Genomic DNA, 23,320 nt, shown 5'->3' with positions numbered 1-23,320 from the left:
ATGACTTTACTCACTCCCCAAGCCGCTGGCGTCTTTGTGATTGCCGTGACGCCCTTTCACCCGGACGGACGGATCGACATGGACAGCTGTGACAGGATGGTGGATTTCTACCTCGGCGCAGGTGCGACAGGGCTGACAGTCTTGGGCATGATGGGCGAAGCGCCCAAGTTAACCGTCGAGGAATCCCGCGATGTGGTGGCACGGATATTGGCCCGCGTGGATGGCCGGGTGCCGGTGGTTGTAGGTGTATCCGCTCCCGGCTTTGCCCAGATCGGCGGCTTGACGCAGATGGTGATGGATCTTGGCGCGGCAGGCGTGATGGTGGCGCCGCCAGGCAACCTGCGTACCGATGACCAGATCGTGACTTACTATACCCAAGTCGCGGAGCTGATTGGCGATGTGCCATTTGTCTTGCAGGACTTTCCGCTGGTCACAGGGGTGCAGATCGCGCCCAAGGTGATTGCCAGAATAGTTAACGATCTGCCAACCTGCGTTTGCCTCAAGCATGAGGATTGGCCGGGGCTTGAGAAGATCACAGCGCTACGCAAGGCAGGTGCGCTGAACAGGCCGCTTTCGATCCTTTGTGGCAATGGTGGTCTGTTCCTGCCCGAAGAAATGGCGCGGGGGGCGGATGGGGCCATGACCGGCTTTGCCTATCCGGAGATGATGGTCAGCGTGGTGGAACACCACAACAAGGGAGAGGCCGAACGCGGGCGCGATATCTTTGATGCCTATCTGCCGCTGGCCCGCTTTGAACAGCAGCCGGGCATGGGGCTGGCGATCCGCAAATACACCTTGGCCAAACGCGGGATCATCGCCCATGACGCGCTGCGCAAACCGGGTGCGGCGCTTTCGGCAGACAGCCGCGCCGAAGTGGACCGATTGATCGAACGGCAAGAACGAAGATTGAAGGAACTGGGCTAATGGATCTCGAACTGAACGGAAAACGGGCGCTGGTGCTGGGTGCCAGTCGCGGACTTGGCATGGCCATTGCCAAATCGCTTGCTGCCGAAGGTGCAACGGTCTTTGCCGCCGCACGCAGCCGCGACAAGATCGCAGATTGGGCGCAAGGCATGTCGAATGTGACGCCGCTGGCGTTGGATCTTGCGGAGATTGGGCAAGTGGACTCTGTCGTCGATGATCTGCTCAAGGACGGCGGTGTCGATATCATCGTGAATAACGGCGGCGGCCCACCCCCGGGAACGGCACAAACGGCAGAACGCGGTAAGTGGTTGACCCATTTTGAGGCGATGGCCGCCAATTTGTTCCACCTCAACACCCGTCTGCTCCCCGCCATGAAGAGGCGCGAATGGGGGCGGATTATTTCGATCACCTCATCCGGAGTAGAGCAGCCAATCCCGAACCTTGCCCTATCCAACGGTATCCGTTCTGCGGTTGTGGGTTGGTCCAAGACATTGGCCAATGAGGTGGCTGGGGACGGGATCACCGTCAATGTTGTGATGCCGGGCCGCATCCATACTCAGCGGGTCGATGAACTGGACGCCGCAGCCGCCAAACGCACCGAAACTGATGTGACAGAGGTCGCGGCAAAATCCCGCGCCACGATCCCTGCGGGCCGCTACGGAAAGCCGGAGGAGTTTGCCGATGTGGTCACATTCCTTGCTTCGGCGCGGGCGGGCTATGTGACAGGATCAAAAATCCGCATCGACGGCGGCTCGATCAAGAGCATCTGACCTGCATCTGTTACGCCGCCATCCCCCAAGCCAAAAACCTTGGGGGATAGTCGCCTGAACTCAGGCTTCAGGCAAGACCGCGCTGGGCCGGTCCGCCATCTGTGCCAATTTGACCTGCATCAGGATCGACATTTCGTCGTAGTTCACCCATTCATCGACAATCCGGCCATCGCGAATATGCAGATGGGTCATGCCCATGACCTGAACCCGTTTGCCAGTCGGTGCACCAAGATCATCCAGAATGCCCCAGCCAAGGTGATGCCCTTCCACCACCCAGCGGATCGCCACCTTGTGACCGCCTTCATCGCAAGGCACGGAGCAGATATGCTGTGGCATGAAATGGCCATCAGGAATGGATGCGTAAAAGCCAACCGTTTGATGGATCACTGCGGCCTGACCGTAAAGTTCCTTCATCAGCGGGCCGTGGTACTGAACGGTCGGCGCGTACACTTCATTGATTTTGCCGAACATCCGGCGATTGTGAATGTCGTTCAGCCAGATCAACACCTGCTCTTCAAGATCGTTATGGGCGATCTCCAGGTCAGGCTTGGCCTCAGGCGGGTATTGCCCTGACAGGCGTCCGTTTTCGCCGATGTCGATGGACAGCAACCCTTTGTCGAAATACCCCTGTGCGAGGTTTTCGGCGTAGTCCTGCGGATCAAGGCCGATCTGCTTGATCTGCGCCATGCTGTCGACAACAAGCCATTCGCGGTAAATCTTGTTCTCGAACACCATGCAATCGGCAATGGTCCGCGCGACAAAACTGCGCCCTGTCGGTTTGCCGTAAACGCCGGGCTGTGTGTGCCGGCCAGAGCCGGTGACCAGATGCGAGGTGTAAAATCCGTCATCCTCATTGCCGCGCCAGATCACCTGGGTGGCCATCCCGCGCCGTTCCGGCAGCATGAACATTCGTTGAATGGTGTCCTGCACAACCTGCTCGCGCGTATAGATCGTGCCGGTCGCACCATAGACCACGCAATCATGTGTATAATGGGTATAGATGAGCCCTACATCACGTTCATCCCAGATCTTGTGGGTACACCGAATGATATAGTCGACGATGTCGGTATAGATCGGATCAAACCCGCGCATGGGTTGCGCACGTGGACGGTCTTCGGGGACCAGATCAACAAAATCAAGGCGCTCTGCCTGAAGAACGTTTGGGGTCTTTGCGGCCGGCGCTGGTTTCGTGGGCTGTTGTTTGTTCATAGGTCACCTTCAGAATCGGGGGTTTGGATGAAAGGCTACCTAGTTGTGAATACGCTTGCAAATATTTCTTTTTGATAGGGTTTGGCCAGCTGCCGTTTGATGGCGATTTTGATCGTAAAGAAGAGTTTTTAGCAGAAAAATGGAGATATGGTCGCAAACATCAGCAAAAGGGTGGCGAATTCTGTTCTTGAATGCGTATTCAAAATGTGCACAAATGTCACCACAACGAGACTCGGAATCGGGTTTCGCGTGGCGTTGGGAGCGGATCCGGACGCCAGAGGGGAAGACAAAAAACCAATGGGAGGTTTCAAATGAAATTCAAACTCACAACAGCACTCGTTGCCTGTGGTCTGGCGATGTCGACCACAGCGGCGTTGGCCGATTGCGGCATCGAAAGCGGCTCTGTCCGGATCTTGTCCAACGACTTTGAAGCGCTGCATGTCATTGCGGATGCGGCCAAGACTTGCGCAAGTGACAGTGTCGAAGTCACCAGCAATGCCACGACCGAGCACAAGAACATTCAGGTGCCAGCGCTGACCACAAATCCGGCCAGCTACACCGTGCCGATTGTTGCGACCAACTCCATCGTGCCGTTGCTGAACGAAGATCTGATCCGCCCGCTGGATGCCTATGTTGAAAAGTGGGGTCAGCAATTGCTGCCGCAACAGCTGATCAAGGTGGATGGCAAGGTGATGGCGATTGCCTTTATGGCCAACGCGCAGCACCTGTTCTATCGCAAGGACATTCTTGATGAGCATGGCATCGCCGTTCCTGGCACCTATGCCGAACTGATCGAAGCTTCCAAAATGCTGAAAGACAAAGGCGTGATGGAATATCCACTGGCGGCGAACTTCAAGCCCGGCTGGAATCTCGCGGCAGAGTTTGTGAACACCTACCTCGGCACCGGTGGCGATTTCTTCAAGGCGGGTTCTGCAGAGCTGGACATCGACAATGCCAATGGCATCAAGACGCTTGAAACGCTCAAGGCGATGACCGACTACATGAGCCCCGATTACGTGACCTATGACACCAACGGCGTCAAACCGATCTGGGAGGCAAATGAGCTTGCCTTTGCAACATCCTGGGGATCACGGGCCAGCGCCTATATCGGCGACGACAGCCCTGCACCAGAGATCGCCAAAGCAACAGCACTGGCCGCGATGCCGGCACTGACGGATGGCGGCGTGCCGTCCGCGGCGCTGTGGTGGGATGGGTTCACCATCGCCAAGAATATCTCTGACGAAGATGCCGAAGCTTCCTTCCGCGCAATGATGAAGGGAATCTCCCCCCAAGTGATCGCGGAAAACCAGGAGCTGGCTGTCTGGCTGGTGGATGGCTATGAGCCAACACCTGCTGCTGATGGTGTTGTTGCCAACCTGCAAGGCAAGGCGCGCCCCTACCCGATGGTCCCTTACATGGGCCTCCTGCACACGGCTCTGGGGGACAATGTCATCGAATATCTGCAAGGTAGCGAAAGCGCGGAGCAGGCATTGGATGACATTACCGCTGCATACAACACCGCAGCAAAAGAAGCTGGTTTCCTGAACTAAGCTTTGTGCCAGACATTGTAAGGGGGCGGCATAGCCCCCTTACGTTTATTCGATCCGCATCCGGCAATTAAGGGGGGCAGGGCGCAATGACCCACAAAGAATTCATGGCCTTTATCTGGCCGTCACTTCTTGCGATGGCTTTGTTCATCGCCATTCCGATTATCTCGGTCGCCTATCAGTCGATGTTTGTCGAACACGAGCAGATCATGATCGAAACCGAAACTTGCGGCCCGTTTGGGTGTACGCCTGAAGTCGCGGTTGATCAGGATGCGATGCGCAAAATACGCGAGGAGGCTCCCGCCGGGCGCTTCAATGGGTTGGAAACCTACACAAACTCCAGCCACCTCGCGACTGATGAGATCACCGAGATTGTAGCGACCTCAGAAAACTTTGGTGAAATCCGCGACCGGATCATGAACCTGCCGTTCTACAAGGCACTGATCTTTACGCTGTCTTATACCTTTATCGTCACGCCGCTGGTGATTGTCTTTGGGTTTATCATCGCCGTGGTGGTCAATTCGATCCCGAGTGTCCTCAAGGGACCGGTGATCTTCTTTTCACTTTTGCCGATGATCGTCACGCCGCTGGTCGGCTCGCTGGTCCTCTTTTGGATGATCGACAGCCGCGGTGTTGTGGGGGCTTTCCTACAATACCTCTTTGCCGATCCATCGCTATCGCTCAAGGCCTCCCCGACGCTGACCTGGGTCACGTTATTTGTTTACGGCGTCTGGCACTCTGCGCCCTTTGCCTTTGTTGTCTTCTACGCCGGACTGCAAACCGTGCCCTCCGATACGCTGGAATCCTCCATGGTCGATGGCGCCAACCGGTGGGAGCAGATCCGCTTTGTGGTGATGCCCTATCTGCTGCCGCTGGCGACCTTTGTTGCGCTGATGCAGCTGATGGACAACTTCCGGATTTTTGAGCCAATCATCGGTTTCTCTGCTTCCGCCAGCGCCACATCGCTGAGCTATCTGATCTACACCGACCTGCGCGAGGCCGAGACCCCGCTGTTTGGCTCCGCAGCTGCAACGTCGATGTTGACGATCGTCGGAGTGATCATCCTGCTGCTGCCGGTGCTGTTCCGCAACGCCCGCGAATTCAATCGAAAGGCTTGATCCATGGCCCTCTTCAACACAACAAGCGACAATCCCGCGGCCCAGAAATCCACCGCTCTTGCAGTCCTTTCCGTGGCATTCGTTCTGGTCTGGCTGTTTATCGCGGCCTTTCCCTTCCTCTGGACGGCATGGGGATCGTTCAAGGCGGAGGGCGATTTCTTCTCCCGTGCTGATTGGATGAACGCAATCACCGGTCCCGCGACCACGGCGCAAACCGGCGGTGCCTTTACCCTCGATGGTTACCGCGGGGCATGGATCGAAAAGGAATTCTGGCGCGCTGCGATGAACACCGGCATCGTGACGCTTTGCGTCACATTGATCTCCCTCACACTTGGCACGCTGGGCGGCTATGCCTTGGCGCGGTCTGGCTTCCGCTACACCTTTTGGATCCTCATCGCCGCGCTGGTGTTTCGCGCCATGCCGCATGTCACGCTGGTCTCTGGTTATCTGCTGCCGTTCTTTCAGTTGAATATCTGGGGCTATCTGCCGACCACCATCATCGTTCTGGTGGCGATCAACCAACCCTTCACCCTCTGGATGCTGCACAGCTTTTTCCTGTCGATCCCCAAGGATCTGGATGAGGCCGCGATGGTCGATGGATGCACAAGGTTTCAGGCCTTCCGTCTGGCCATCATCCCGGTGATGTGGCCCGGCGTTGTCACCACCGGATTGTTCAGCTTCCTGCTGGCCTACAACGATTTCACCACCACCTCGATGCTGCTGACCGAAGAGAACGCCACGATGATTCCCAAGATCAACAGCTTCCTCGGCTCCACCCAGGAAGAGGGCAAGGTCATGTATGCGGTCGCCGCCGTGGTCTCGGCCATCATCCCGCTCTTTGTGCTCATCATGTTTTTCCAACGCCAAATTGTCAGCGGCCTGACCGCTGGCGCAGTCAAAGGATAGGTCTCTGTCATGGCCCGACTTCAACTCAAGAATATCAACAAGCGATGGGGCGCCTTTGTCGGCGTGAAAGACCTCAACCTCGATATTGCGGATGAAGAATTTCTGGTACTGCTGGGCCCATCCGGCTGCGGCAAGTCCACCACCATGCGGATGATTGCGGGCCTTGAAGGGGTCAGCGAGGGCGAGATCCTGTTGGGCGATAAGGTGGTGAACCATCTGCCCCCGAAAGACCGCGATATCTCCATGGTGTTCCAGTCCTACGGCCTTTATCCGAACCTCTCGGTCTATGAGAATATCCGCTTTCCACTGCGGGTGCGCCGCGTGCCCAAGGAACAACACGACGAGATGGTGATGCGGGCCGTGCGGATGGTCGAACTGGAAGACTTCATGCACCGCCGCCCTGCCGAATTGTCGGGCGGACAAAGGCAGCGTGTGGCACTGGGCCGTGCCATCGTGCGCAAGCCCACAGTCTTTTTGATGGATGAACCCCTGTCCAATCTGGACGCCAAGCTGCGGGTCTCCACCCGTGCGCAGATCAAGAACCTGCAAAGCAAGCTCAAGGTGACAACGGTCTATGTGACCCACGATCAGATTGAGGCGATGACATTGGCCGACCGTGTTGTGGTGATGAATGCAGGCGAGATCCAGCAGGTCGGCACGCCCACCGAAATCTACAACACACCCGCCAATACCTTTGTGGCCAGCTTTATTGGTTCACCCGCAATGAACCTGATCGACGGGCAAATTGAGGGCGGCACCTTTACCGCTGAGGGGATGAAGATCCTGGGGCTGAACACCAAACACAATGGCCCCGTGACCTTGGGTTTTCGCGCCGAGGATGCCGATGTCTGCGACACCGGCGGCCAGATCACCGGCCCGGTCTATTCGGTGGAACTCTTGGGCGATGCGACCATGATTACATGGCGTCAGGGCGGCGCGTTGGTATCGATCAAAACCAACAAGGATTACCGCGCCGAAATCGACCAGATCGTTGAAGGATCAATCCCAGCCGAGATTTGCCATCTGTTCGACCCGCAAACAGGTGCGCGCATTGCGCTGGACTAAGCAAAACCAAGAATTTCAAGGATAAGAGCAATGGCGATCGAATTTCTCAAGCGCAGCAAGCCCGAGACAGAAAAAGCAGAAGATGACGCGAAGGTGCGGGATGTTGTGGCCTCCACTTTGGCGGATATCGAGGCGCGCGGTGATGCCGCGGTGCATGAGCTGGCGGTGAAGTTTGACGGCTATGACCGTCCGTCCTACCGCCTGTCGGATGACGAGATCGCGGCGATCATCGCCAAGGTGTCTGAGCGTGACATGGCCGACATCCGCTTTGCCCAGGAACAGGTGGTCAATTTCGCCAAGGCGCAGCGGGCCTCGATGACCGATATTGAAGTGGAAACGCTGCCCGGTGTGATCCTCGGCCACAAGAACATCCCGGTGCAATCGGTGGGCTGCTATGTGCCCGGCGGCAAATTCCCGATGGTTGCTTCGGCGCATATGTCGGTGGCCACGGCCAAGGTGGCGGGGGTGCCGCGCATCATCGCCTGCACACCGCCCTTCAACGGAGAGCCGAACCCGGCAGTGATTGCTGCAATGCACATCGGCGGCGCGGACGAGATCTATGTTCTGGGCGGCATTCAGGCGGTGGGCGCGATGGCCATCGGCACCGAAAGCATCGCGCCGGTGCATCTGCTGGTCGGGCCGGGCAACGCCTTTGTCGCCGAGGCCAAGCGCCAGCTGTTTGGCCGGGTGGGCATTGATCTGTTTGCCGGGCCGACCGAGACCATGGTGATTGCCGATGACACGGTGGATGCCGAAATGTGCGCCACCGATCTGCTGGGACAGGCCGAACACGGCTACAACAGCCCCGCCTGCCTGATCACCACCTCGCGCAAACTGGCCGAGGCGACGATGGGCGAGATCGAGCGAATCCTGAAGATCCTGCCCACCGCCAACACGGCGTCGGTGAGCTGGGAAGACTTTGGCGATGTGGTGCTCTGCGACAGCCATGACGAGATGCTGCAGGTTGCCAATGACATGGCCTATGAACATGTGCAGGTGATGACGGACCGTGATGACTGGTATCTGGAGAACATGCACAGCTATGGCGCGCTGTTCCTGGGTCCGCGCACCAATGTGGCCAATGGCGACAAGGTGATCGGCACCAACCACACGCTGCCCACCAAGAAGGCCGGTCGCTACACGGGCGGTCTGTGGGTTGGCAAATACCTCAAGACCCACAGCTATCAGAAAGTCACCACGGACGAAGCCGCCGCGATGATCGGCGCCTATGGCTCTCGCCTGTGCCTGCTCGAAGGCTTTGTCGGCCACGCCGAACAATGCAACTTGCGTGTCCGCCGCTACGGCGGACAGAACGTCCCATATGGTGAGGCGGCGCAGTGGCAGGACGCGGCGGAGTAATCACGTTGGGCGAAGAATTTGGACAGGGCACTCCTATCCGTGGTGGTTTTGTTCTATCACGGAGCTACGGACCGATAGATGCCGGCCAAGGCATCCGGGGCGACATGTTGCCAGCGGCGACATCTGCCCTTGCAAGGCGGCCGCGCAAGGTGGGGAAAGTGAACAAATCCAGAGTGACGTCCATGCAGGTGGCCCACAAGGCGGGGGTCAGTCAGTCCGCCGTCAGTCGGGTCTTTACCCCCGGCGGCAGCGTGTCGGACAAGACCCGCGAAAAAGTAATGCGGGCCGCCGAAAGCCTTGGCTATAGCCCCAACGTTCTGGCCCGCGCCATGACCACAGGCCGCAGCCAGATCATCGGGCTGGTCGTGGCATATCTGGACAACCAGTTCTATCCCGAAGCCATCGAACGGCTGGCCGTGGCCTTGCAGGAACAGGGCTATCACGCGCTGGTCTTCATGGCGACGCCTACGATTGGTGACACCGATGATGTGATGCGGCAGCTGCTTGATTACCAAGTCGACGGGATCGTGCTGGCCTCGGTTTCCATGTCCTCCAGCCTGGCCCGCAAATGTGAGGACCACGGTATTCCGGTGGTTCTGTTCAACCGCGACCAAGACGACGCACGGATGAGCGCGGTCACCACCGACAATATCGAAGGCGGACGGGCCATTGCGCAACATTTTGCCGAACGCGGCGCGGAGCGCATTGGCTATGTCGCCGGCTTTGAAGGAGCTTCGACCCAGATCGACCGTGAGAAGGGCTTCCTGCAAGGATTGGAAGAGGCGGGGCTGTCCCTTGCCATGCGCGAGGTCGGCGGCTTTGAATACCCGCTGGCCCGCACCGCCGCGCTGGAATTTTGCGCGGGGCGGAACCGGCCTGATGCGGTCTTTGTCTGCAACGATCACATGGCCTTCGCCTTTGTCGATGCGGTGCGCCACAAAATCGGCCTGCGTATTCCCGAAGACCTGCTGGTCGCCGGGTTTGACGATGTGCCGATTGCCGCTTGGCCTGCCTATGATCTGACCAGTTATCGCCAGCCCATCAACCGGATGGTGGCGCAGACTGTCGAAGTTCTGTTGGGCCAGATCGACAACGCTGACAGCCCTGCGCAAAAGCTGCGCCTCAAAGGGGAGCTGATCGTGCGTGGGTCAACGGGTGGGCCAAGCCAAAGACAAGGTTGAGCAAGGCCGCATGAGATAACAAACCGCGCCAAAGGCGTGCGAAATAACAAAGGATAACCAGATGACACCACAGGACATGGAAAGCCGCATCGTGCGCTATGGCGATTTACGCCCCTGCCGCACTGCATTTATCGACGCCCACACCCCCGGTAGCGATCAAAAGGAAAACTTCACGATTATCGGCGGCGGTGTCAGCGAAAGCCCGGACCAGCATGTGCATATCGGTATTCCGCATGGGTTCAACATTGGCGCAGCAGGCCAGCCGCCCAAGTGCCGCAATTCCCTGCACAACCACCGCACAGCAGAAGTGTTCTTCATCCTCAGCGGTCGCTGGCGGTTCTTCTGGGGTGAGCATGGCGATGCAGGCGAGGTCATCCTTGAAGAGGGCGACATCTTCAACATTCCCACGAATATCTTTCGCGGGTTCGAAAACATCGGTACCGACTATGGGATGATCATGGCGGTTCTGGGCGGCGACGATGCGGGCGGCGGCGTGATCTGGGCGCCACATGTGATCGAAGACGCCAAGGCGCACGGGTTGATCCTTGGTGAGAACGGCAAGCTCTATGACAGCAAGAAAGGTGAAAACCTGCCCGATGGTGTTGGCCCAATGCCGCTGCTGACCCAAGCAGAGCTGGACAAGGTCGATTGCCCAAGCGCCATGCAGGTGATCGGCGGCTATGTGCGCCGCTATCTGGATATGGTCGCGCTGGCAGAGGAGGCACCGGTTAAGGTGATCGGCGAGAAGGGAATCATTCGGGATAAACCAGGGTTCGAGATTGATTTCATCACCCGCGCCTGCGCCTCCGAAGAGATGCACAAACATGACCGGCCTTCGGTCCTGATGCCGGTCAAAGGCCATTGGCGCGTGGATTATGAGGGGGGGGCCGCCACATTGGCGCCCGGTGATACGATGTCTGTGCCAGAAGGGGTCATGCATCGCGCCTTGCCCTCAATGACCGGCGAGGCCGCGCTTTACCACATCATCGCAACCGATGATGCGGCAGGGGCAACCTGGCAGGGGTGAGATGCACAACATGCAGGCCATTCTCCAAGGCCCCGATGGCAACCCCGCAGATCTGACGCTGGTGCAAATGGCGGCGGCGCTGCGGGCGGGGCGGCTTTCTTCGGTTGAGCTTGTCAGCGCATTTCTGACCCGCATCTCGGAGCGCAATCCGCAGATCGGTGCGTTTGTGCATGTTGATCAGCAAGGGGCACTTGCCGCCGCATCGGCGGCGGATGCCGCTTTTGCCGAAGATCTGGACCATGGTCCGCTGCAAGGCATTCCCGTTGCCATCAAAGACGTGATCGACGTGGCAGGATGGCCGATACGCTGGGGCTCGTCTCTCTGTGAGGATCGGATTGCGGCGCAGGATGCACCGGTCGTTGAAATCCTACGGGAGCAATGCGCAGTGCTGGTGGGGGTGGTCGCCACCTATGAGATGGCCACCGTTGGGCCAGACGCCAGCAGTCTTTATGCCCAGCCGCGCAATCCGTGGCATGCCGATCATATCACCGGCGGATCCTCTTCGGGATCAGCAGCTGCAGTGGCGGGCGGGATGGTGCCCTTGGCGCTTGGCACGGATACGGGCGGGTCTGTTCGCAGCCCGGCGGCCTTTTGCGGTGTGGTTGGGTTCAAGCCGACCTTTGACAGTTTCCCGATGGAGGGCGTCATGCCGCTGTCGCAATCCTTGGATCACATTGGGCTGCTCACGCAGACCGCGGAAGATGCGTCATTTGCAATGACGGCAATGGCCGGAATGCCAGTGCCCGACGGGCAATCGGAAAAGCTGCGTGTGGGTTTTGTTCGCAATTGGTGTGATGACCAGACCGTTCAGTATTTTGACAAAGCCGCCTCCGATCTCAGCTTGGCAGGCGCGTCAGTGACCCTCGTGGACTTGCCCGACTATGCGCCGCTGGAGAAAGCGGCCTGTGACGTATTGCTGTATGAACAAGTGCGCAATCACTGGTCGGAGATTTCGCGGGCCTCTGATCAGGTCGGCCGAATGCTGCTTGATACAATGCAAGCCGGTCGTGGTGTGGACGATCAGACCTACGCGCAAGGACAAGCCGTGGTGCAGGACTTTTCTCGGCAAGCCGAAGCGACGATGGCAAAGTTTGACGTGTTGATCCTGCCAACCACCTTGCGCCCCGCAGAGCGGTTCGACAGCTTTGAAGATGGCAAGGCGACATGGACCCCGATGCGAACCATCCCGTTCAACATGAGCGGTCAACCCGCGGTTTCCGTTCCGGTGGGGATGCAGGATGGCATGCCCCTCGGTCTCCAGATCGTCGGGGCGCGGCATGATGATATGAAGGTGTTGCAGGTGGCACAGATGTTCGAACGCGCCACCGATCACAGTTGTCAAAAGCCCGACTTTCGCGCGGTTGAATTGGCCGCGATCGAAAATCAGTAATTTGGCGGCGTGACCGCGCTGACGATCTTGCTTTCTCCATCTGACAAGTTCTCAAATGAATGGGGTATGCGGCTGTCGAAGTAATATCCATCCCCGGCTTTTAGAACGCGCACCTCGTCGCCCACTGATACCCGCACTGCACCTTGAAGCACGAACCCGCCTTCTTGGGCCTTGTGGCTTAACGCTTCGGTCGACACCGCGCCGGGCTGATAGGTTTCCATCATCAAGAGCATCTGCCGCTCGGCAAAGTTCATTCCCACCATGCGGTAGGAGATTTGCTCGGTGGAGCCTATTTCGACCAAATCGGCCTCGCTATAGAAGGGGTGTATGCCCTCTTGCACACCTTCAATGCCGAAAAATGCGGTCAAGGTCGCGCCCAGTGCATCGACAATGGCGGCCAGTGTATCGACCGATGGGCTGACTTTATCCCTTTCAATCAGTGATATGGTCGAATGCGCGATGCCCGATCGCGCTGCCAGCTCTCTCACTGTAAGCATCCGCCTTTGCCGCAATGTGGCAACACGTTTTCCGACTTTGGCCATGGAGAACTCCCTGTGGTGTCCATTATCTTGACCAAACGCTCCAAGTCAATTGATTGGTGATCCGCTAGAGAGGATGATTGCGGCCAATGACCTTCACAGCAAAGAGTGACCACCATGATGCACATTGATGACGCGCTGAACGCGCAGCTGACCTTTGTGAAACAGCCAGAGCGCAGCGCCGAGCAAGACACCGCAGAAATTGAAGGGCTGGTCAAAACGGTCCTCGACGATGTCCACAACGATGGGGATGCGGCGGTTGCAAAATATGCCCGCAAGTTCGACAACTCTGACCTTGAGGCATTTGAAGTCACAGCGCAGGACCGCGAGGCGGCGTTGGCGCAACTGGATCCGCAAACCCGCGCTGATACCGAGTTTGCCATCGACAATGTCCGGCGGTTTGCGCAGGCGCAAATGGACACGATCCTGCCACTTGAGGTCGAGTTGCATCCGGGCATTCATCTGGGGCATCGGGTCATTCCGATTGAGCGGGTCGGGTGCTACGTGCCCGGCGGCCGATTCCCGTTGTTGTCTGCCCCGATCATGAGCCTTGTTCCAGCCAAAGTCGCGGGCTGCGATGAGGTGATTGCATGTCTGCCGCCCAACGCCCATCCCGCGATGATCGCCGGCTGTCACCTTTCTGGCGCAGACCGGATCTTCCGCATTGGTGGTGCGCAGGCCATCGCAGCGATGGCCTTTGGCACCCAGACCGTGCCTTCGGTGGACAAGATTGTCGGCCCTGGCAATGCCTTCGTGAACGAGGCCAAGCGGCAGGTGTTTGGCCCAGTCGGAATTGACCAGTTGGCAGGCCCAAGCGAGATTTTCATCGTGGCGGATGAGACAGCAAACCCGGTGATGGTTGCCGCAGATCTGCTGGCGCAGGCCGAACATGATGTGCGCACCCGTGTAGGTTTGATCACCACCGACGCGGCGCTGGCAGAGGCCACCTTGAAAGAGGTCGAGGCCCAGCTGACCCATCTTTCCACGGCTGCTGTTGCCGCCCCCGCCTGGCGCGATTACGGGTCCATTGTCCTGTGCGAGACCGAAGAGGCGATGATCGCCTATTCCGACATCATCGCGGCCGAACACCTGCAGGTCCACACCCGCGACGCCAAAGCGACGGGCAAGAAGCTGCGCCACTACGGGTCGTTGTTTATCGGCGAGAATGCCTCGGTTGTGTATTCCGATAAATGCTGCGGCACCAATCACACGCTGCCGACGATGGGGGCAGGGCGCTACACGGGCGGGCTCTGGGTCGGCTCATTTGTCAAGATTTGCACCCACCAATGGCTTGAAGACAGTGGTGTTGAAACCGTGGCCTTGCCCGCAGGTCGCCAGGCGGCGACCGAAGAAATGGAGGGGCACCGACGTGCAGCCATGTTCCGCCTGCACGGTGCCAAGGTATTTGAGGGCTGATCGCCCCGCACCAAAGCTCAACCGGCTGCGCGGGTCATCCTTTGATGGCCTGCGCGGCAACGGTATACCCACCAGACGCACCATCGACGAAGTGCACGTGATCGTCTGTCATGATGGATGGGACGATGCAGGTCATCATCGCCTCTGACTGGGCATGAATGCCATATCTGACAACGCCCTCCGCCACGGCTTGATCCAAAAGGCTTCGTAATTTGGCCTCTGTTCCAGGATCGCAATCAACAGTCATCTTCAGCCCGTCCTCAAATTTGCGGAAATCGGCGTTTTGGCCGACCACACGGCGGTAACGGCGCGCGTCAAATCCGCCGATCTTGAGCCCTGTCTTGATCAGAAGCCAGGCAACGAAGCTTTCAAACAGCGCCTTGCGTCGCGCAGCGCCGAGCGATCCCGCACCGTGTTGAGCATGGGCTTCAAGCTGGGCGCCAGCAGGCGGCCAGTCCACGCCGGGGCCGCTGGTGTCGCCGGGATGACCGGACCGATCCAGACCGCCCGCCAAAGCAACAACCTTGCCGGCCAGCTTTGCAAATGCGGGGTCTTCTGCGGTGCGGGCGGGCATGATCACCACGGATAGGATCGCGCCATAGCGGCTTGGCATATGACTCCAACGGCAGGACAATCCGGTGAGGTCCGGCTGTGTCCCCGGCGGTGCGGGCGGCACGCCGTTTGCGCCATCCTTCATACGCGCCTCCGCCCAGGCCAGCCCGCCACCTGCGAACATGGCGTAGTCCACGCCTGCCGCCGCGCCAAACCGGGCAATCCGCACATCATGACCTGCCGCGCGCACGTCTGAGATCCGAACCATGCCGATCCGCAGCGACATATCAAACTCCTCTGCGGCCCAAACCTGAACCGCGGCCAATGCTTCGGTCGCGCGGTCCTTCCATTCGGGCGGAACAGCAAATCCTGCCCCATCGCCGCCAAAGATATAGGGAAAGGCGACCCCGCCATGGGCGTTGATCTGGGCAGAAATGACAGCCGCCCCAACCATGTTGACCGTTTTGTATTTGCCTGCGGCAGCGGCCTGCGTTGATCCGACGATGTCCGATGTGCCAACCCACCAATCCTCGGGCAATGAAGTGTAATTCTCGGTGTCCGACAGGGCGGCAAAATCATCCTGAACGGGGACGGCGGCATAAAACGGAGGAAGGGGATCTGTCATTTGATCACGCTAGCCAATGCGCCCCCGATCACCAAATCATTCTTTGGTGTACAAGCGGTTTCGCGCGGCCTGCTGTTTTGAGGGCGGCACGAGATTTCCGCGCTTCGCTTCTTTCCTCCTTCAAAAAATGTGCGATTCGCCTCTTTCGTACGCAATTTCACCATCAGTTGACGATTTGTCGCAGCGCGTTGGCGCGGCTTGAACCTGTGCCGCAGTATACGTTTGTATACTGTTAGCGCTGACCCCATTTTCCCGGCAGTTGACTATAGGTCAGTAAACTCTGCGGATTCTCGCGATTTGAGAAATTATTTACAAAGGCTTTCGGAGAATCGAAAAAAATTTACAGAAAGTGGCAATAAAGCCAACGGAAATCGCGGATTATTTACAAAGTTAAGTATGTTCCTTCAGAAGATGCTGTCTGTTTCTCACTGCGAGACAGGCCGCGCAGCACGAGGAGGATACCATGACAACCGCAGATCCGCTGAACACGGCAAGCCAACCATCAGCCAAAGATTCATCCCGCACGCCCCATGTAACCGCACAGGATTACGCGCGTATGTATGCGGCATCGGTAGCCGACCCTGACGCCTTTTGGGCAGAGGAAGGCAAGCGGATCGATTGGATCAAGCCGTTCAAGACCGTCAAGAACACCTCCTTCGCGCCTGGCAACATCGACATCCGCTGGTTTGAGGACGGCACGCTGAACGTCAGCGCCAATTGTATCGACCGTCATCTCGAAACCCGCGGCGACCAAACAGCGATCATCTGGGAACCGGATGATCCAAACAAGGAAGCGGCCCTGCACATCACCTACAAGGATCTGCACGCATCGGTCTGCAAGATGGCCAATGTCCTGACGGATCTGGGTGTCGCAAAGGGCGACCGCGTTGTTATCTATCTTCCCATGATCCCCGAGGCCGCCTACGCGATGTTGGCCTGCGCCCGGATCGGGGCCATTCATTCCATCGTTTTTGCAGGGTTCTCCCCGGACGCTTTGGGGGCGCGTATCAACGGTTGTGACGCGAAAGTGGTCATCACCGCGGATTACGCCCCCCGAGGTGGTCGAGAAACGCCGCTCAAATCCAACACCGACACCGCGCTTTTGCATTGCAAGGACAGTGTGAAATGTCTGGTTGTCAAACGCACCGGAAGCCAAACCACTTGGACCGACCGCGATCACGATTGTAACGCCTTGATGGCCGCGGCGTCCGACGAATGCGCCCCTGCCGAGATGGGTGCCGAAGATCCGCTGTTTATCCTCTACACCTCAGGCTCCACCGGTCAGCCCAAAGGCGTGGTGCATACGTCAGGGGGCTATCTGGTCTATGCTTCCATGACCCATGAAATCGTCTTTGACTATCACGATGGCGATGTCTTCTGGTGCACGGCAGATGTGGGCTGGGTCACGGGCCACAGTTATATCGTCTATGGACCGCTGGCCAATGGCGCGACCACGATCATGTTTGAGGGCGTACCGACCTATCCCGACGCAGGCCGCTTCTGGGAGGTCTGCGCCAAGCATAAGGTCAATCAATTCTATACTGCTCCGACCGCGATCCGTGCCTTGATGGGCGCGGGCAAAAGCTGGGTGGAAAAACACGACCTGTCCGATCTGCGGGTGCTCGGATCTGTGGGGGAGCCGATCAACCCCGAAGCGTGGAACTGGTACAATGAGGTTGTCGGCAAGGGCAATTGCCCTATCGTCGATACCTTCTGGCAGACCGAAACGGGCGGTCACATGTTGACCCCGCTGCCCGGCGCAACCCAGCTCAAACCCGGCGCTGCGCAACAGCCGTTCTTTGGTGTGCAGCCGGTCGTGCTGGAACCCACCAGCGGTGAGGTGATCGAGGGCAATGGTGTCGAAGGTGTCCTGTGCATCAAAGACAGCTGGCCCGGCCAGATGCGCACCGTCTGGCAAGATCATGAGCGTTTCGAGAAAACCTATTTTGGCGATTACAAAGGTTACTATTTCTCGGGTGACGGGTGTCGCCGTGACGAGGACGGCGACTATTGGATCACGGGCCGCGTTGACGATGTGATCAATGTCTCCGGTCACCGCATGGGCACGGCAGAAGTCGAAAGCGCCTTGGTCGCCCACGCCAAAGTCGCCGAAAGCGCCGTGGTCGGCTATCCGCATGACGTCAAGGGGCAGGGGATCTACGCCTATGTCACCTTGATGAACGGTGAAGAGCCGTCCGATGCCCTGCGTAAAGAGCTGGAAACTTGGGTTCGTACCGAGATTGGCCCAATTGCCAAGCCGGATCTGATTCAATGGGCCCCCGGTCTGCCAAAAACCCGCTCAGGCAAGATCATGCGCCGTATCCTGCGCAAGATTGCAGAAGACGATTTTGGTGCATTGGGCGATACCTCGACCTTGGCCGATCCATCCGTTGTGGATGATCTGATCAACAACCGCATGAACCGGAGCGCCTCGTGATGGATGGCGCAGGCACACCGACAGTCGCACCCGTTCTTATTCTGCTTGGCCCTCCGGGCGCCGGCAAAGGCACGCAGGCGCGTATGTTGGAAGAGACCCACGGGCTGATCCAACTGTCCACGGGTGATCTGCTGCGGGCCGCTGTTGCGGCAGGCACCGAAGCGGGAAAACAGGCCAAGGCCGTGATGGAAGCCGGCGATCTGGTCAGCGATGACATCGTGATCGCGATCCTGCGTGACCGTCTGGCCGAGCCTGATTGCGCCAAGGGCGTGATCCTTGACGGCTTTCCCCGCACCACGGTTCAGGCCGAAGCATTGGACGCCCTGCTTGCGGGCACGGGTCAGCGGATCAACGCCGCCATCAGCCTTGAGGTTGAGGACGCGGCGATGGTTGAACGGATCTCGGGGCGGTTCACCTGCGGGGCATGCGGCGAAGGGTATCACGACAGTTTCAAACCCACCGCCAAGGCTGGCACCTGTGACAACTGCGGCTCAACAGATATGAAGCGCCGCGCCGATGATAACGCCGCAACCGTGACACAACGGCTTGAGGCCTATCACGCGCAGACCGCGCCACTGATTGATTATTACCAAACCAAAGGGGCGCTTTGTGCTGTCCCTGCGATGGGCGCAATTGACGATATTGCCGCCGAACTCAACGCCGTTGTGTCGCAAGCCACGGCATAACGCTTGAACCCTAGGCCCGCCACCCGGGCCTTGAGAAAGCAAACGAAGGAGGGCTCAAACACATGTCCCAACAAGACGAAAGCAATAACGCATACTGGAGCGCCAATGTGCGTCTGATCCTGATCAGCCTCGCCATCTGGGCGCTGGTTTCATTCGGGTTCGGGATCATCCTGCGCCCTGCATTGTCGGGCATCGCCGTGGGCGGGACCGACCTTGGTTTCTGGTTCGCCCAGCAAGGGTCGATCATCATCTTCCTGATTTTGATCTTCTTTTACGCATGGCGGATGAACAAGCTCGACCGTGAGCACGGCGTGGACGAGGAATAATCACAATGGATCAGTTTACACTTAACCTGCTGTTTGTTGGCGCGTCCTTTGCGCTTTACATCGGCATCGCGGTCTGGGCCCGTGCCGGGTCCACGTCCGAGTTTTATGCGGCTGGCCGGGGTGTTCACCCTGTCACCAACGGTATGGCCACGGCGGCGGACTGGATGTCTGCGGCCTCCTTCATCTCGATGGCGGGTCTGATTGCCTTTACTGGCTATGACAACTCTTCCTTCTTGATGGGTTGGACCGGTGGCTACGTGCTGCTTGCGCTGTTGCTGGCTCCTTACCTGCGCAAATTTGGCAAGTTCACAGTTTCCGAGTTCATCGGCGACCGCTTCTATTCCAAGACCGCACGCATGGTGGCTGTGATCTGTCTGCTGGTGGCTTCCATCACCTATGTGATCGGCCAGATGCAGGGCGTGGGCATTGCCTTTGGCCGCTTTCTGGAAATCGACGCGACGCTTGGCCTGCTTCTGGGCTCATGCGTGGTGTTTGCCTATGCGGTTTTTGGCGGCATGAAAGGTGTGACCTACACGCAGGTTGCACAATATTGCGTGTTGATCACGGCCTATACGATCCCGGCTGTCTTTATCTCGCTGCAACTGACAGGCAATCCGATCCCGGCGCTTGGCCTGTTTGGCGAGCATACCGCATCGGGTGAGCCACTGCTGGCCAAGCTGGACCAGATCGTGCGCGATCTTGGCTTTGCTGAATACACCGCCGCCCATGGCTCGACCATCAACATGGTGCTCTTCACCCTGTCTCTGATGATCGGTACCGCAGGTCTGCCGCACGTCATCATGCGCTTTTTCACCGTACCCAAAGTGTCTGACGCACGTTGGTCCGCAGGTTGGACATTGGTGTTCATCGCCTTGCTCTACCTCACAGCCCCGGCTGTTGGTGCCATGGCGCGTCTGAATATCTCTGAACTGATGTGGCCAAATGGTACGGATGGCGCGGCGGTCAGCGTTGAGCAGATCGAAAACGATCCGCAATACGCCTGGATGGAAACATGGCAGAAGACCGGTCTTCTCGGATGGGAAGACAAGAACGGCGATGGCAAGATCCAGTACTACAACGACAAGAACGCCGATCTGCAAGCTAAGGCCGAGGCCAACGGCTGGACCGGGAATGAGTTGACCAACTTCAACCGCGACATCCTTGTGCTGGCCAACCCTGAAATCGCGAGCCTTCCGGGCTGGGTGATCGGTCTTGTGGCGGCGGGTGGCCTTGCGGCGGCTCTGTCCACAGCGGCGGGCCTGCTCTTGGCGATCTCTTCTGCGGTGTCTCACGATCTGCTGAAGGGTCAGTTGACCCCGAACATGTCTGAGAAGTCAGAACTCTTGGCGGCGCGTATCTCGATGGCGGCGGCGATTGTGGTGGCGGTTCTTCTGGGCCTTAACCCGCCGGGCTTTGCGGCGCAAACCGTGGCGCTTGCCTTTGGTCTTGCTGCAGCTTCGATCTTCCCGGCGCTGATGATGGGTATCTTCTCCACCCGCATCAACAACACGGGCGCCGTGGCTGGTATGCTGGCCGGTCTGGTTGTGACGCTGCTCTACATCTTCCTGCACAAGGGGTGGTTCTTTATCCCTGATACCAACGCCTTCACCGATGCAGATCCTCTGCTTGGCCCGATCAAATCCACCTCCTTTGGTGCGATCGGCGCGGCGGTCAACTTTGCGGTGGCCTATGTGGTCTCCGGCATGACCAAAGAGACCCCGCAAGAGATCAAGGATCTGGTGCAAAGCGTGCGCATCCCGCGCGGTGCGGGCGGTGCGGTCGAAGACCACTAAACAAACGCCTGACACCGCTGCAAATCTGCGGCGGTGTCTCGCATTCCAATTCCGTCCTGCCCGCGTCACTGTGGGCGGGACACCTCATTTAAAAAGGCCTGCGATATGCCTCTTCCGGCCAACCTGATCCAGTTTCTTGCCTCGGTTCATCCCTACGACAGCCTGTCCGAAGGGGATCTGAACGCCCTGGGTTCTGTCTGCGAGGCGCGTGAGTTCGCGCCGGGGGATTTGGCCTTTGCCGTGGGTGACACTGTTGCGGATCTTTTCATCATAGCCGAGGGCGAGGTGGAGATTACCGACGAGACCGGCGTGCAATTGTCGATCCTTGGCCCGCGCAATTCCTTTGGCGAACGCGCCTTGCTGCGCGGCGATACCGCCACCCGGACCGCCACAGTCATCGCGCAATCGCGGATGATCGTTATGCCCGCCGCAACACTTTTTGAACTGATCAAGGGACAGCCCGCTGTCGCACGGTTCTTTGATCGCCGCCGCCCCGCGCGGGCGGACCGCAAAGACCTGACCACCTTGCCGGTTGATCAATTGATGACCCGCGATCTTGTCACCTGCCCGCCGCAGACCACCATTCGTAACGCCGCCGCGATGATGCATGAGGCGCATATTTCATCCATCTGCGTCACCGGCCCGGACGGGCTTGAGGGGATCGTGACAGTACGCGACATGACGGGCCGTGTTGTTGCGCAGGGCGCCGATATCAACGGCCCGATCAGTGACGTGATGACCCGGACCCAGCTGACCCTTGGCCCCAAGGCGCTGGTCACAGATGTGCTGCATCTGATGGTGGAACGCGGCATTGGTCATATTCCGATTGTGGAGGGCAGTGACCTGCTGGGCATTGTCACCCAGACCGATCTGACCCGCGCCCAGGCCATGTCCTCGGCAGATCTGGTCGGCCGGGTGGCCAAGGCCAACGATGCCGCCGCGATGGCCCGTGCCACGGCCGAGATCCCGCAACTGTTGGTGCAACTGGTAGAGGCCGGGAACCGTCACGAGGTCATCACGCGCCTGATCACCGACATTGCCGACACTGCCACCCGAAGGTTGCTGGCACTGGCTGAGGCCAAGCTTGGCGTGCCGCCGGTGCCGTATCTATGGCTGGCTTGCGGATCGCAAGGGCGGCAGGAACAAACCGGCGTTTCGGATCAGGACAATTGTCTCATCCTGTCGGATGATGTGACCAATGCTGACATGCCCTATTTCGCCGCGCTCGCCAAATATGTCAGCGATGGGCTGAATACTTGCGGATATTTCTATTGCCCCGGCGATATGATGGCGACCAACCCGCGCTGGTGCCAGCCATTGAAGGTCTGGCGCGGCTATTTCAAAGGCTGGATCGCCAAGCCGGACCCAGAAGCGCAGATGCTGGCCTCTGTCATGTTTGACCTGCGTCCCATCGGCGGCGATCAAAGCCTGTTTGCCGAATTGCAAAAAAAGACCCTCAAACAGGCGTCCAAAAATTCGATCTTCACGGCGCATATGATCTCGAATTCTCTCAAGCATCAGCCGCCTTTGGGGCTGTTGCGCGGGCTGGCGACGATCCGATCCGGTGAACATCGCAACCAGCTTGATCTCAAACATGCAGGCGTGGTGCCGGTGGTGGATCTGGGCCGGATCTACACCCTGCAAGGCCGTCTGAGCCCGGTGAACACCCGCGCCCGGTTAGAAGCGGCCATGGCTGCGGGCGTGTTGTCCAGTTCCGGCGGTGCCGATCTGCTGGACGCTTACGACCTGATCGCCGTCACACGGCTTGAACATCAGGCCGCGCAGATCAAGGCAGGGGAAAAGCCCGGCAACTACCTTGATCCATCGAGGCTGTCTGATTTTGAGCGCAGCCATTTGCGCGATGCTTTTGTGGTGGTCAAAACAATGCAATCAGCCGTGGGATCCGGCAAAGGTGCGATAGGATAGGATTATGTTTGTAGAATTGATTGCCACGGTCTTTGCCGGCATCGCCTGCGCCGGGGTGGTGATGCTGTTGAATATCACGACAGGTCGACGCTTGCCCAAATGGATCATGCCCATCGCCGCAGGGGCGGGCATGATCGGCATGACGATATCGAACGAATATACGTGGTTCGACCGCACCGCCGAGCGCCTGCCCGAAGGTGTCGAGATCGCGCTCAAGGTCGACGAAGAAGGCTGGATGCGCCCTTGGACCAAGATCTGGCCCTATACCAAGCGGTTTTCGGCAGTCGACACTGGCACGGCACGCCGCAATGAAAATCTGCCGGATCAACGGCTTGCCGATATCTATTTCTTTGGCCGCTGGTCCCCGATCAGTCAGGCGCCCATGCTGTTTGATTGCGCCACTCCGCGCTCGGCCTTGTTGATCGACGGGGCTGATTTTGGTGCAGACGGTGCTGTGGCCAATGCCGATTGGCAAACGGTGCCTGCTGATGATCCGATCCTGAAACTGGTCTGCGAGGGCTGAC

The 23,320-nt window shown here is 58.6% G+C and carries 20 protein-coding genes; 17 read left to right on the top strand and 3 right to left on the bottom strand.

Translation table 11 applies throughout. From position 1 onward, the window contains the following. A complete protein-coding gene (locus K3754_RS15770) occupies positions 1–924 on the top strand; it encodes a dihydrodipicolinate synthase family protein (protein WP_203210191.1) in 924 nt (307 codons plus the stop codon). After that, positions 924–1,694: an SDR family oxidoreductase gene (locus K3754_RS15765; protein WP_259938487.1), complete on the top strand. Its 771-nt coding sequence runs from the start codon at positions 924–926 to the stop codon at positions 1,692–1,694. The genes K3754_RS15770 and K3754_RS15765 overlap by 1 nt, the downstream gene beginning before the upstream one ends. A gap of 60 nt (positions 1,695–1,754) precedes the next feature. Here the strand turns inward: K3754_RS15765 and K3754_RS15760 are convergent, their stop codons facing one another. Next, positions 1,755–2,903 (bottom strand): ester cyclase, encoded by a 1,149-nt coding sequence (locus tag K3754_RS15760; RefSeq protein ID WP_259938485.1) that lies wholly within the window; start codon positions 2,901–2,903, stop codon positions 1,755–1,757. 311 nt (positions 2,904–3,214) lie between these two features. On the opposite strand from K3754_RS15760, the gene K3754_RS15755 reads away from it, so the two are divergent. The 8 genes from K3754_RS15755 to K3754_RS15720 all read left to right on the top strand — a co-directional run bounded on the left by K3754_RS15755 (position 3,215) and on the right by K3754_RS15720 (position 12,496). Further along, entirely contained in the window at positions 3,215–4,453 is a 1,239-nt protein-coding gene (locus tag K3754_RS15755; RefSeq protein ID WP_259938484.1) for an ABC transporter substrate-binding protein, read from the top strand. Positions 4,454–4,539: 86 nt separating this feature from the next. Next, positions 4,540–5,568, top strand: a complete 1,029-nt coding sequence (locus K3754_RS15750) for a carbohydrate ABC transporter permease (protein WP_203210195.1) — start codon at positions 4,540–4,542, stop codon at positions 5,566–5,568. Between the two features lie 3 nt (positions 5,569–5,571). Further along, positions 5,572–6,474: a carbohydrate ABC transporter permease gene (locus K3754_RS15745; RefSeq protein ID WP_203210196.1), complete on the top strand. Its 903-nt coding sequence runs from the start codon at positions 5,572–5,574 to the stop codon at positions 6,472–6,474. 9 nt (positions 6,475–6,483) lie between these two features. Beyond that, on the top strand, positions 6,484–7,539 hold the full coding sequence (locus tag K3754_RS15740; RefSeq protein ID WP_259938480.1) for an ABC transporter ATP-binding protein: 1,056 nt from the start codon (positions 6,484–6,486) through the stop codon (positions 7,537–7,539). Positions 7,540–7,569: 30 nt separating this feature from the next. Continuing rightward, positions 7,570–8,898: a histidinol dehydrogenase gene (hisD, locus tag K3754_RS15735; protein ID WP_203210198.1), complete on the top strand. Its 1,329-nt coding sequence runs from the start codon at positions 7,570–7,572 to the stop codon at positions 8,896–8,898. 158 nt (positions 8,899–9,056) lie between these two features. After that, positions 9,057–10,079: a LacI family DNA-binding transcriptional regulator gene (locus K3754_RS15730; RefSeq protein ID WP_203210199.1), complete on the top strand. Its 1,023-nt coding sequence runs from the start codon at positions 9,057–9,059 to the stop codon at positions 10,077–10,079. 61 nt (positions 10,080–10,140) lie between these two features. Further along, complete coding sequence (locus K3754_RS15725; RefSeq protein WP_259938479.1) at positions 10,141–11,106, top strand: cupin domain-containing protein; 966 nt, start codon at positions 10,141–10,143, stop codon at positions 11,104–11,106. A gap of 1 nt (position 11,107) precedes the next feature. After that, positions 11,108–12,496: an amidase gene (locus K3754_RS15720; RefSeq protein WP_259938478.1), complete on the top strand. Its 1,389-nt coding sequence runs from the start codon at positions 11,108–11,110 to the stop codon at positions 12,494–12,496. Here K3754_RS15720 and K3754_RS15715 read toward each other — a convergent pair. Then, complete coding sequence (locus tag K3754_RS15715; RefSeq protein WP_259938477.1) at positions 12,490–13,038, bottom strand: cupin domain-containing protein; 549 nt, start codon at positions 13,036–13,038, stop codon at positions 12,490–12,492. The genes K3754_RS15720 and K3754_RS15715 overlap by 7 nt on opposite strands. A 114-nt stretch (positions 13,039–13,152) precedes the next feature. Here K3754_RS15715 and hisD (K3754_RS15710) point away from each other — a divergent pair, with 114 nt between their 5' ends. After that, positions 13,153–14,451 (top strand): histidinol dehydrogenase, encoded by a 1,299-nt coding sequence (gene hisD, locus K3754_RS15710; protein ID WP_259938476.1) that lies wholly within the window; start codon positions 13,153–13,155, stop codon positions 14,449–14,451. A gap of 34 nt (positions 14,452–14,485) precedes the next feature. On the opposite strand, the gene K3754_RS15705 is transcribed toward hisD (K3754_RS15710), so the two are convergent. Then, positions 14,486–15,628: a DUF3095 domain-containing protein gene (locus tag K3754_RS15705; protein WP_259938474.1), complete on the bottom strand. Its 1,143-nt coding sequence runs from the start codon at positions 15,626–15,628 to the stop codon at positions 14,486–14,488. Positions 15,629–16,091: 463 nt separating this feature from the next. Here K3754_RS15705 and acs point away from each other — a divergent pair, with 463 nt between their 5' ends. The 6 genes from acs to K3754_RS15675 all read left to right on the top strand — a co-directional run bounded on the left by acs (position 16,092) and on the right by K3754_RS15675 (position 23,319). After that, positions 16,092–18,065, top strand: coding sequence for an acetate--CoA ligase (acs, locus tag K3754_RS15700; RefSeq protein WP_259938473.1), 1,974 nt, complete (start codon positions 16,092–16,094; stop codon positions 18,063–18,065). Then, the gene (locus K3754_RS15695; RefSeq protein WP_259943379.1) at positions 18,065–18,751 is read left to right on the top strand and encodes an adenylate kinase; all 687 of its coding nucleotides are present in this window, start codon (positions 18,065–18,067) and stop codon (positions 18,749–18,751) included. Before acs ends, K3754_RS15695 begins: the two co-directional genes overlap by 1 nt. Before the next feature lie 62 nt (positions 18,752–18,813). Next, positions 18,814–19,077, top strand: a complete 264-nt coding sequence (locus K3754_RS15690; protein ID WP_025047491.1) for a DUF4212 domain-containing protein — start codon at positions 18,814–18,816, stop codon at positions 19,075–19,077. 5 nt (positions 19,078–19,082) lie between these two features. Beyond that, complete coding sequence (locus tag K3754_RS15685) at positions 19,083–20,870, top strand: sodium:solute symporter family protein (protein ID WP_259938471.1); 1,788 nt, start codon at positions 19,083–19,085, stop codon at positions 20,868–20,870. Between the two features lie 105 nt (positions 20,871–20,975). Beyond that, positions 20,976–22,796 (top strand): DUF294 nucleotidyltransferase-like domain-containing protein, encoded by a 1,821-nt coding sequence (locus K3754_RS15680; protein ID WP_259938470.1) that lies wholly within the window; start codon positions 20,976–20,978, stop codon positions 22,794–22,796. A gap of 4 nt (positions 22,797–22,800) precedes the next feature. Continuing rightward, entirely contained in the window at positions 22,801–23,319 is a 519-nt protein-coding gene (locus K3754_RS15675; protein ID WP_259938469.1) for a hypothetical protein, read from the top strand. Position 23,320 lies beyond the last annotated feature (1 nt).

It is taken from the genome of Sulfitobacter sp. M368 (genome assembly GCF_025141875.1).
In the GTDB taxonomy this organism is placed as follows: Bacteria; Pseudomonadota; Alphaproteobacteria; order Rhodobacterales; family Rhodobacteraceae; genus Sulfitobacter; species Sulfitobacter mediterraneus_A.
Note: the sequence above shows the minus strand (reverse complement) of the source record. Positions and strands in the feature narration are given on the sequence as shown.

Coding starts and splice junctions, on each gene's coding strand:
- K3754_RS15770 (WP_203210191.1), top strand. CDS start 1: ATGACTTTACTCACTCCCCAAGCCGCTGGCGTCTTTGTGATTGCCGTG.
- K3754_RS15765 (WP_259938487.1), top strand. CDS start 924: ATGGATCTCGAACTGAACGGAAAACGGGCGCTGGTGCTGGGTGCCAGT.
- K3754_RS15760 (WP_259938485.1), bottom strand. CDS start 2,903: ATGAACAAACAACAGCCCACGAAACCAGCGCCGGCCGCAAAGACCCCA.
- K3754_RS15755 (WP_259938484.1), top strand. CDS start 3,215: ATGAAATTCAAACTCACAACAGCACTCGTTGCCTGTGGTCTGGCGATG.
- K3754_RS15750 (WP_203210195.1), top strand. CDS start 4,540: ATGACCCACAAAGAATTCATGGCCTTTATCTGGCCGTCACTTCTTGCG.
- K3754_RS15745 (WP_203210196.1), top strand. CDS start 5,572: ATGGCCCTCTTCAACACAACAAGCGACAATCCCGCGGCCCAGAAATCC.
- K3754_RS15740 (WP_259938480.1), top strand. CDS start 6,484: ATGGCCCGACTTCAACTCAAGAATATCAACAAGCGATGGGGCGCCTTT.
- hisD (WP_203210198.1), top strand. CDS start 7,570: ATGGCGATCGAATTTCTCAAGCGCAGCAAGCCCGAGACAGAAAAAGCA.
- K3754_RS15725 (WP_259938479.1), top strand. CDS start 10,141: ATGACACCACAGGACATGGAAAGCCGCATCGTGCGCTATGGCGATTTA.
- K3754_RS15720 (WP_259938478.1), top strand. CDS start 11,108: ATGCACAACATGCAGGCCATTCTCCAAGGCCCCGATGGCAACCCCGCA.
- K3754_RS15715 (WP_259938477.1), bottom strand. CDS start 13,038: ATGGCCAAAGTCGGAAAACGTGTTGCCACATTGCGGCAAAGGCGGATG.
- hisD (WP_259938476.1), top strand. CDS start 13,153: ATGATGCACATTGATGACGCGCTGAACGCGCAGCTGACCTTTGTGAAA.
- K3754_RS15705 (WP_259938474.1), bottom strand. CDS start 15,628: ATGACAGATCCCCTTCCTCCGTTTTATGCCGCCGTCCCCGTTCAGGAT.
- acs (WP_259938473.1), top strand. CDS start 16,092: ATGACAACCGCAGATCCGCTGAACACGGCAAGCCAACCATCAGCCAAA.
- K3754_RS15695 (WP_259943379.1), top strand. CDS start 18,065: ATGGATGGCGCAGGCACACCGACAGTCGCACCCGTTCTTATTCTGCTT.
- K3754_RS15690 (WP_025047491.1), top strand. CDS start 18,814: ATGTCCCAACAAGACGAAAGCAATAACGCATACTGGAGCGCCAATGTG.
- K3754_RS15685 (WP_259938471.1), top strand. CDS start 19,083: ATGGATCAGTTTACACTTAACCTGCTGTTTGTTGGCGCGTCCTTTGCG.
- K3754_RS15680 (WP_259938470.1), top strand. CDS start 20,976: ATGCCTCTTCCGGCCAACCTGATCCAGTTTCTTGCCTCGGTTCATCCC.
- K3754_RS15675 (WP_259938469.1), top strand. CDS start 22,801: ATGTTTGTAGAATTGATTGCCACGGTCTTTGCCGGCATCGCCTGCGCC.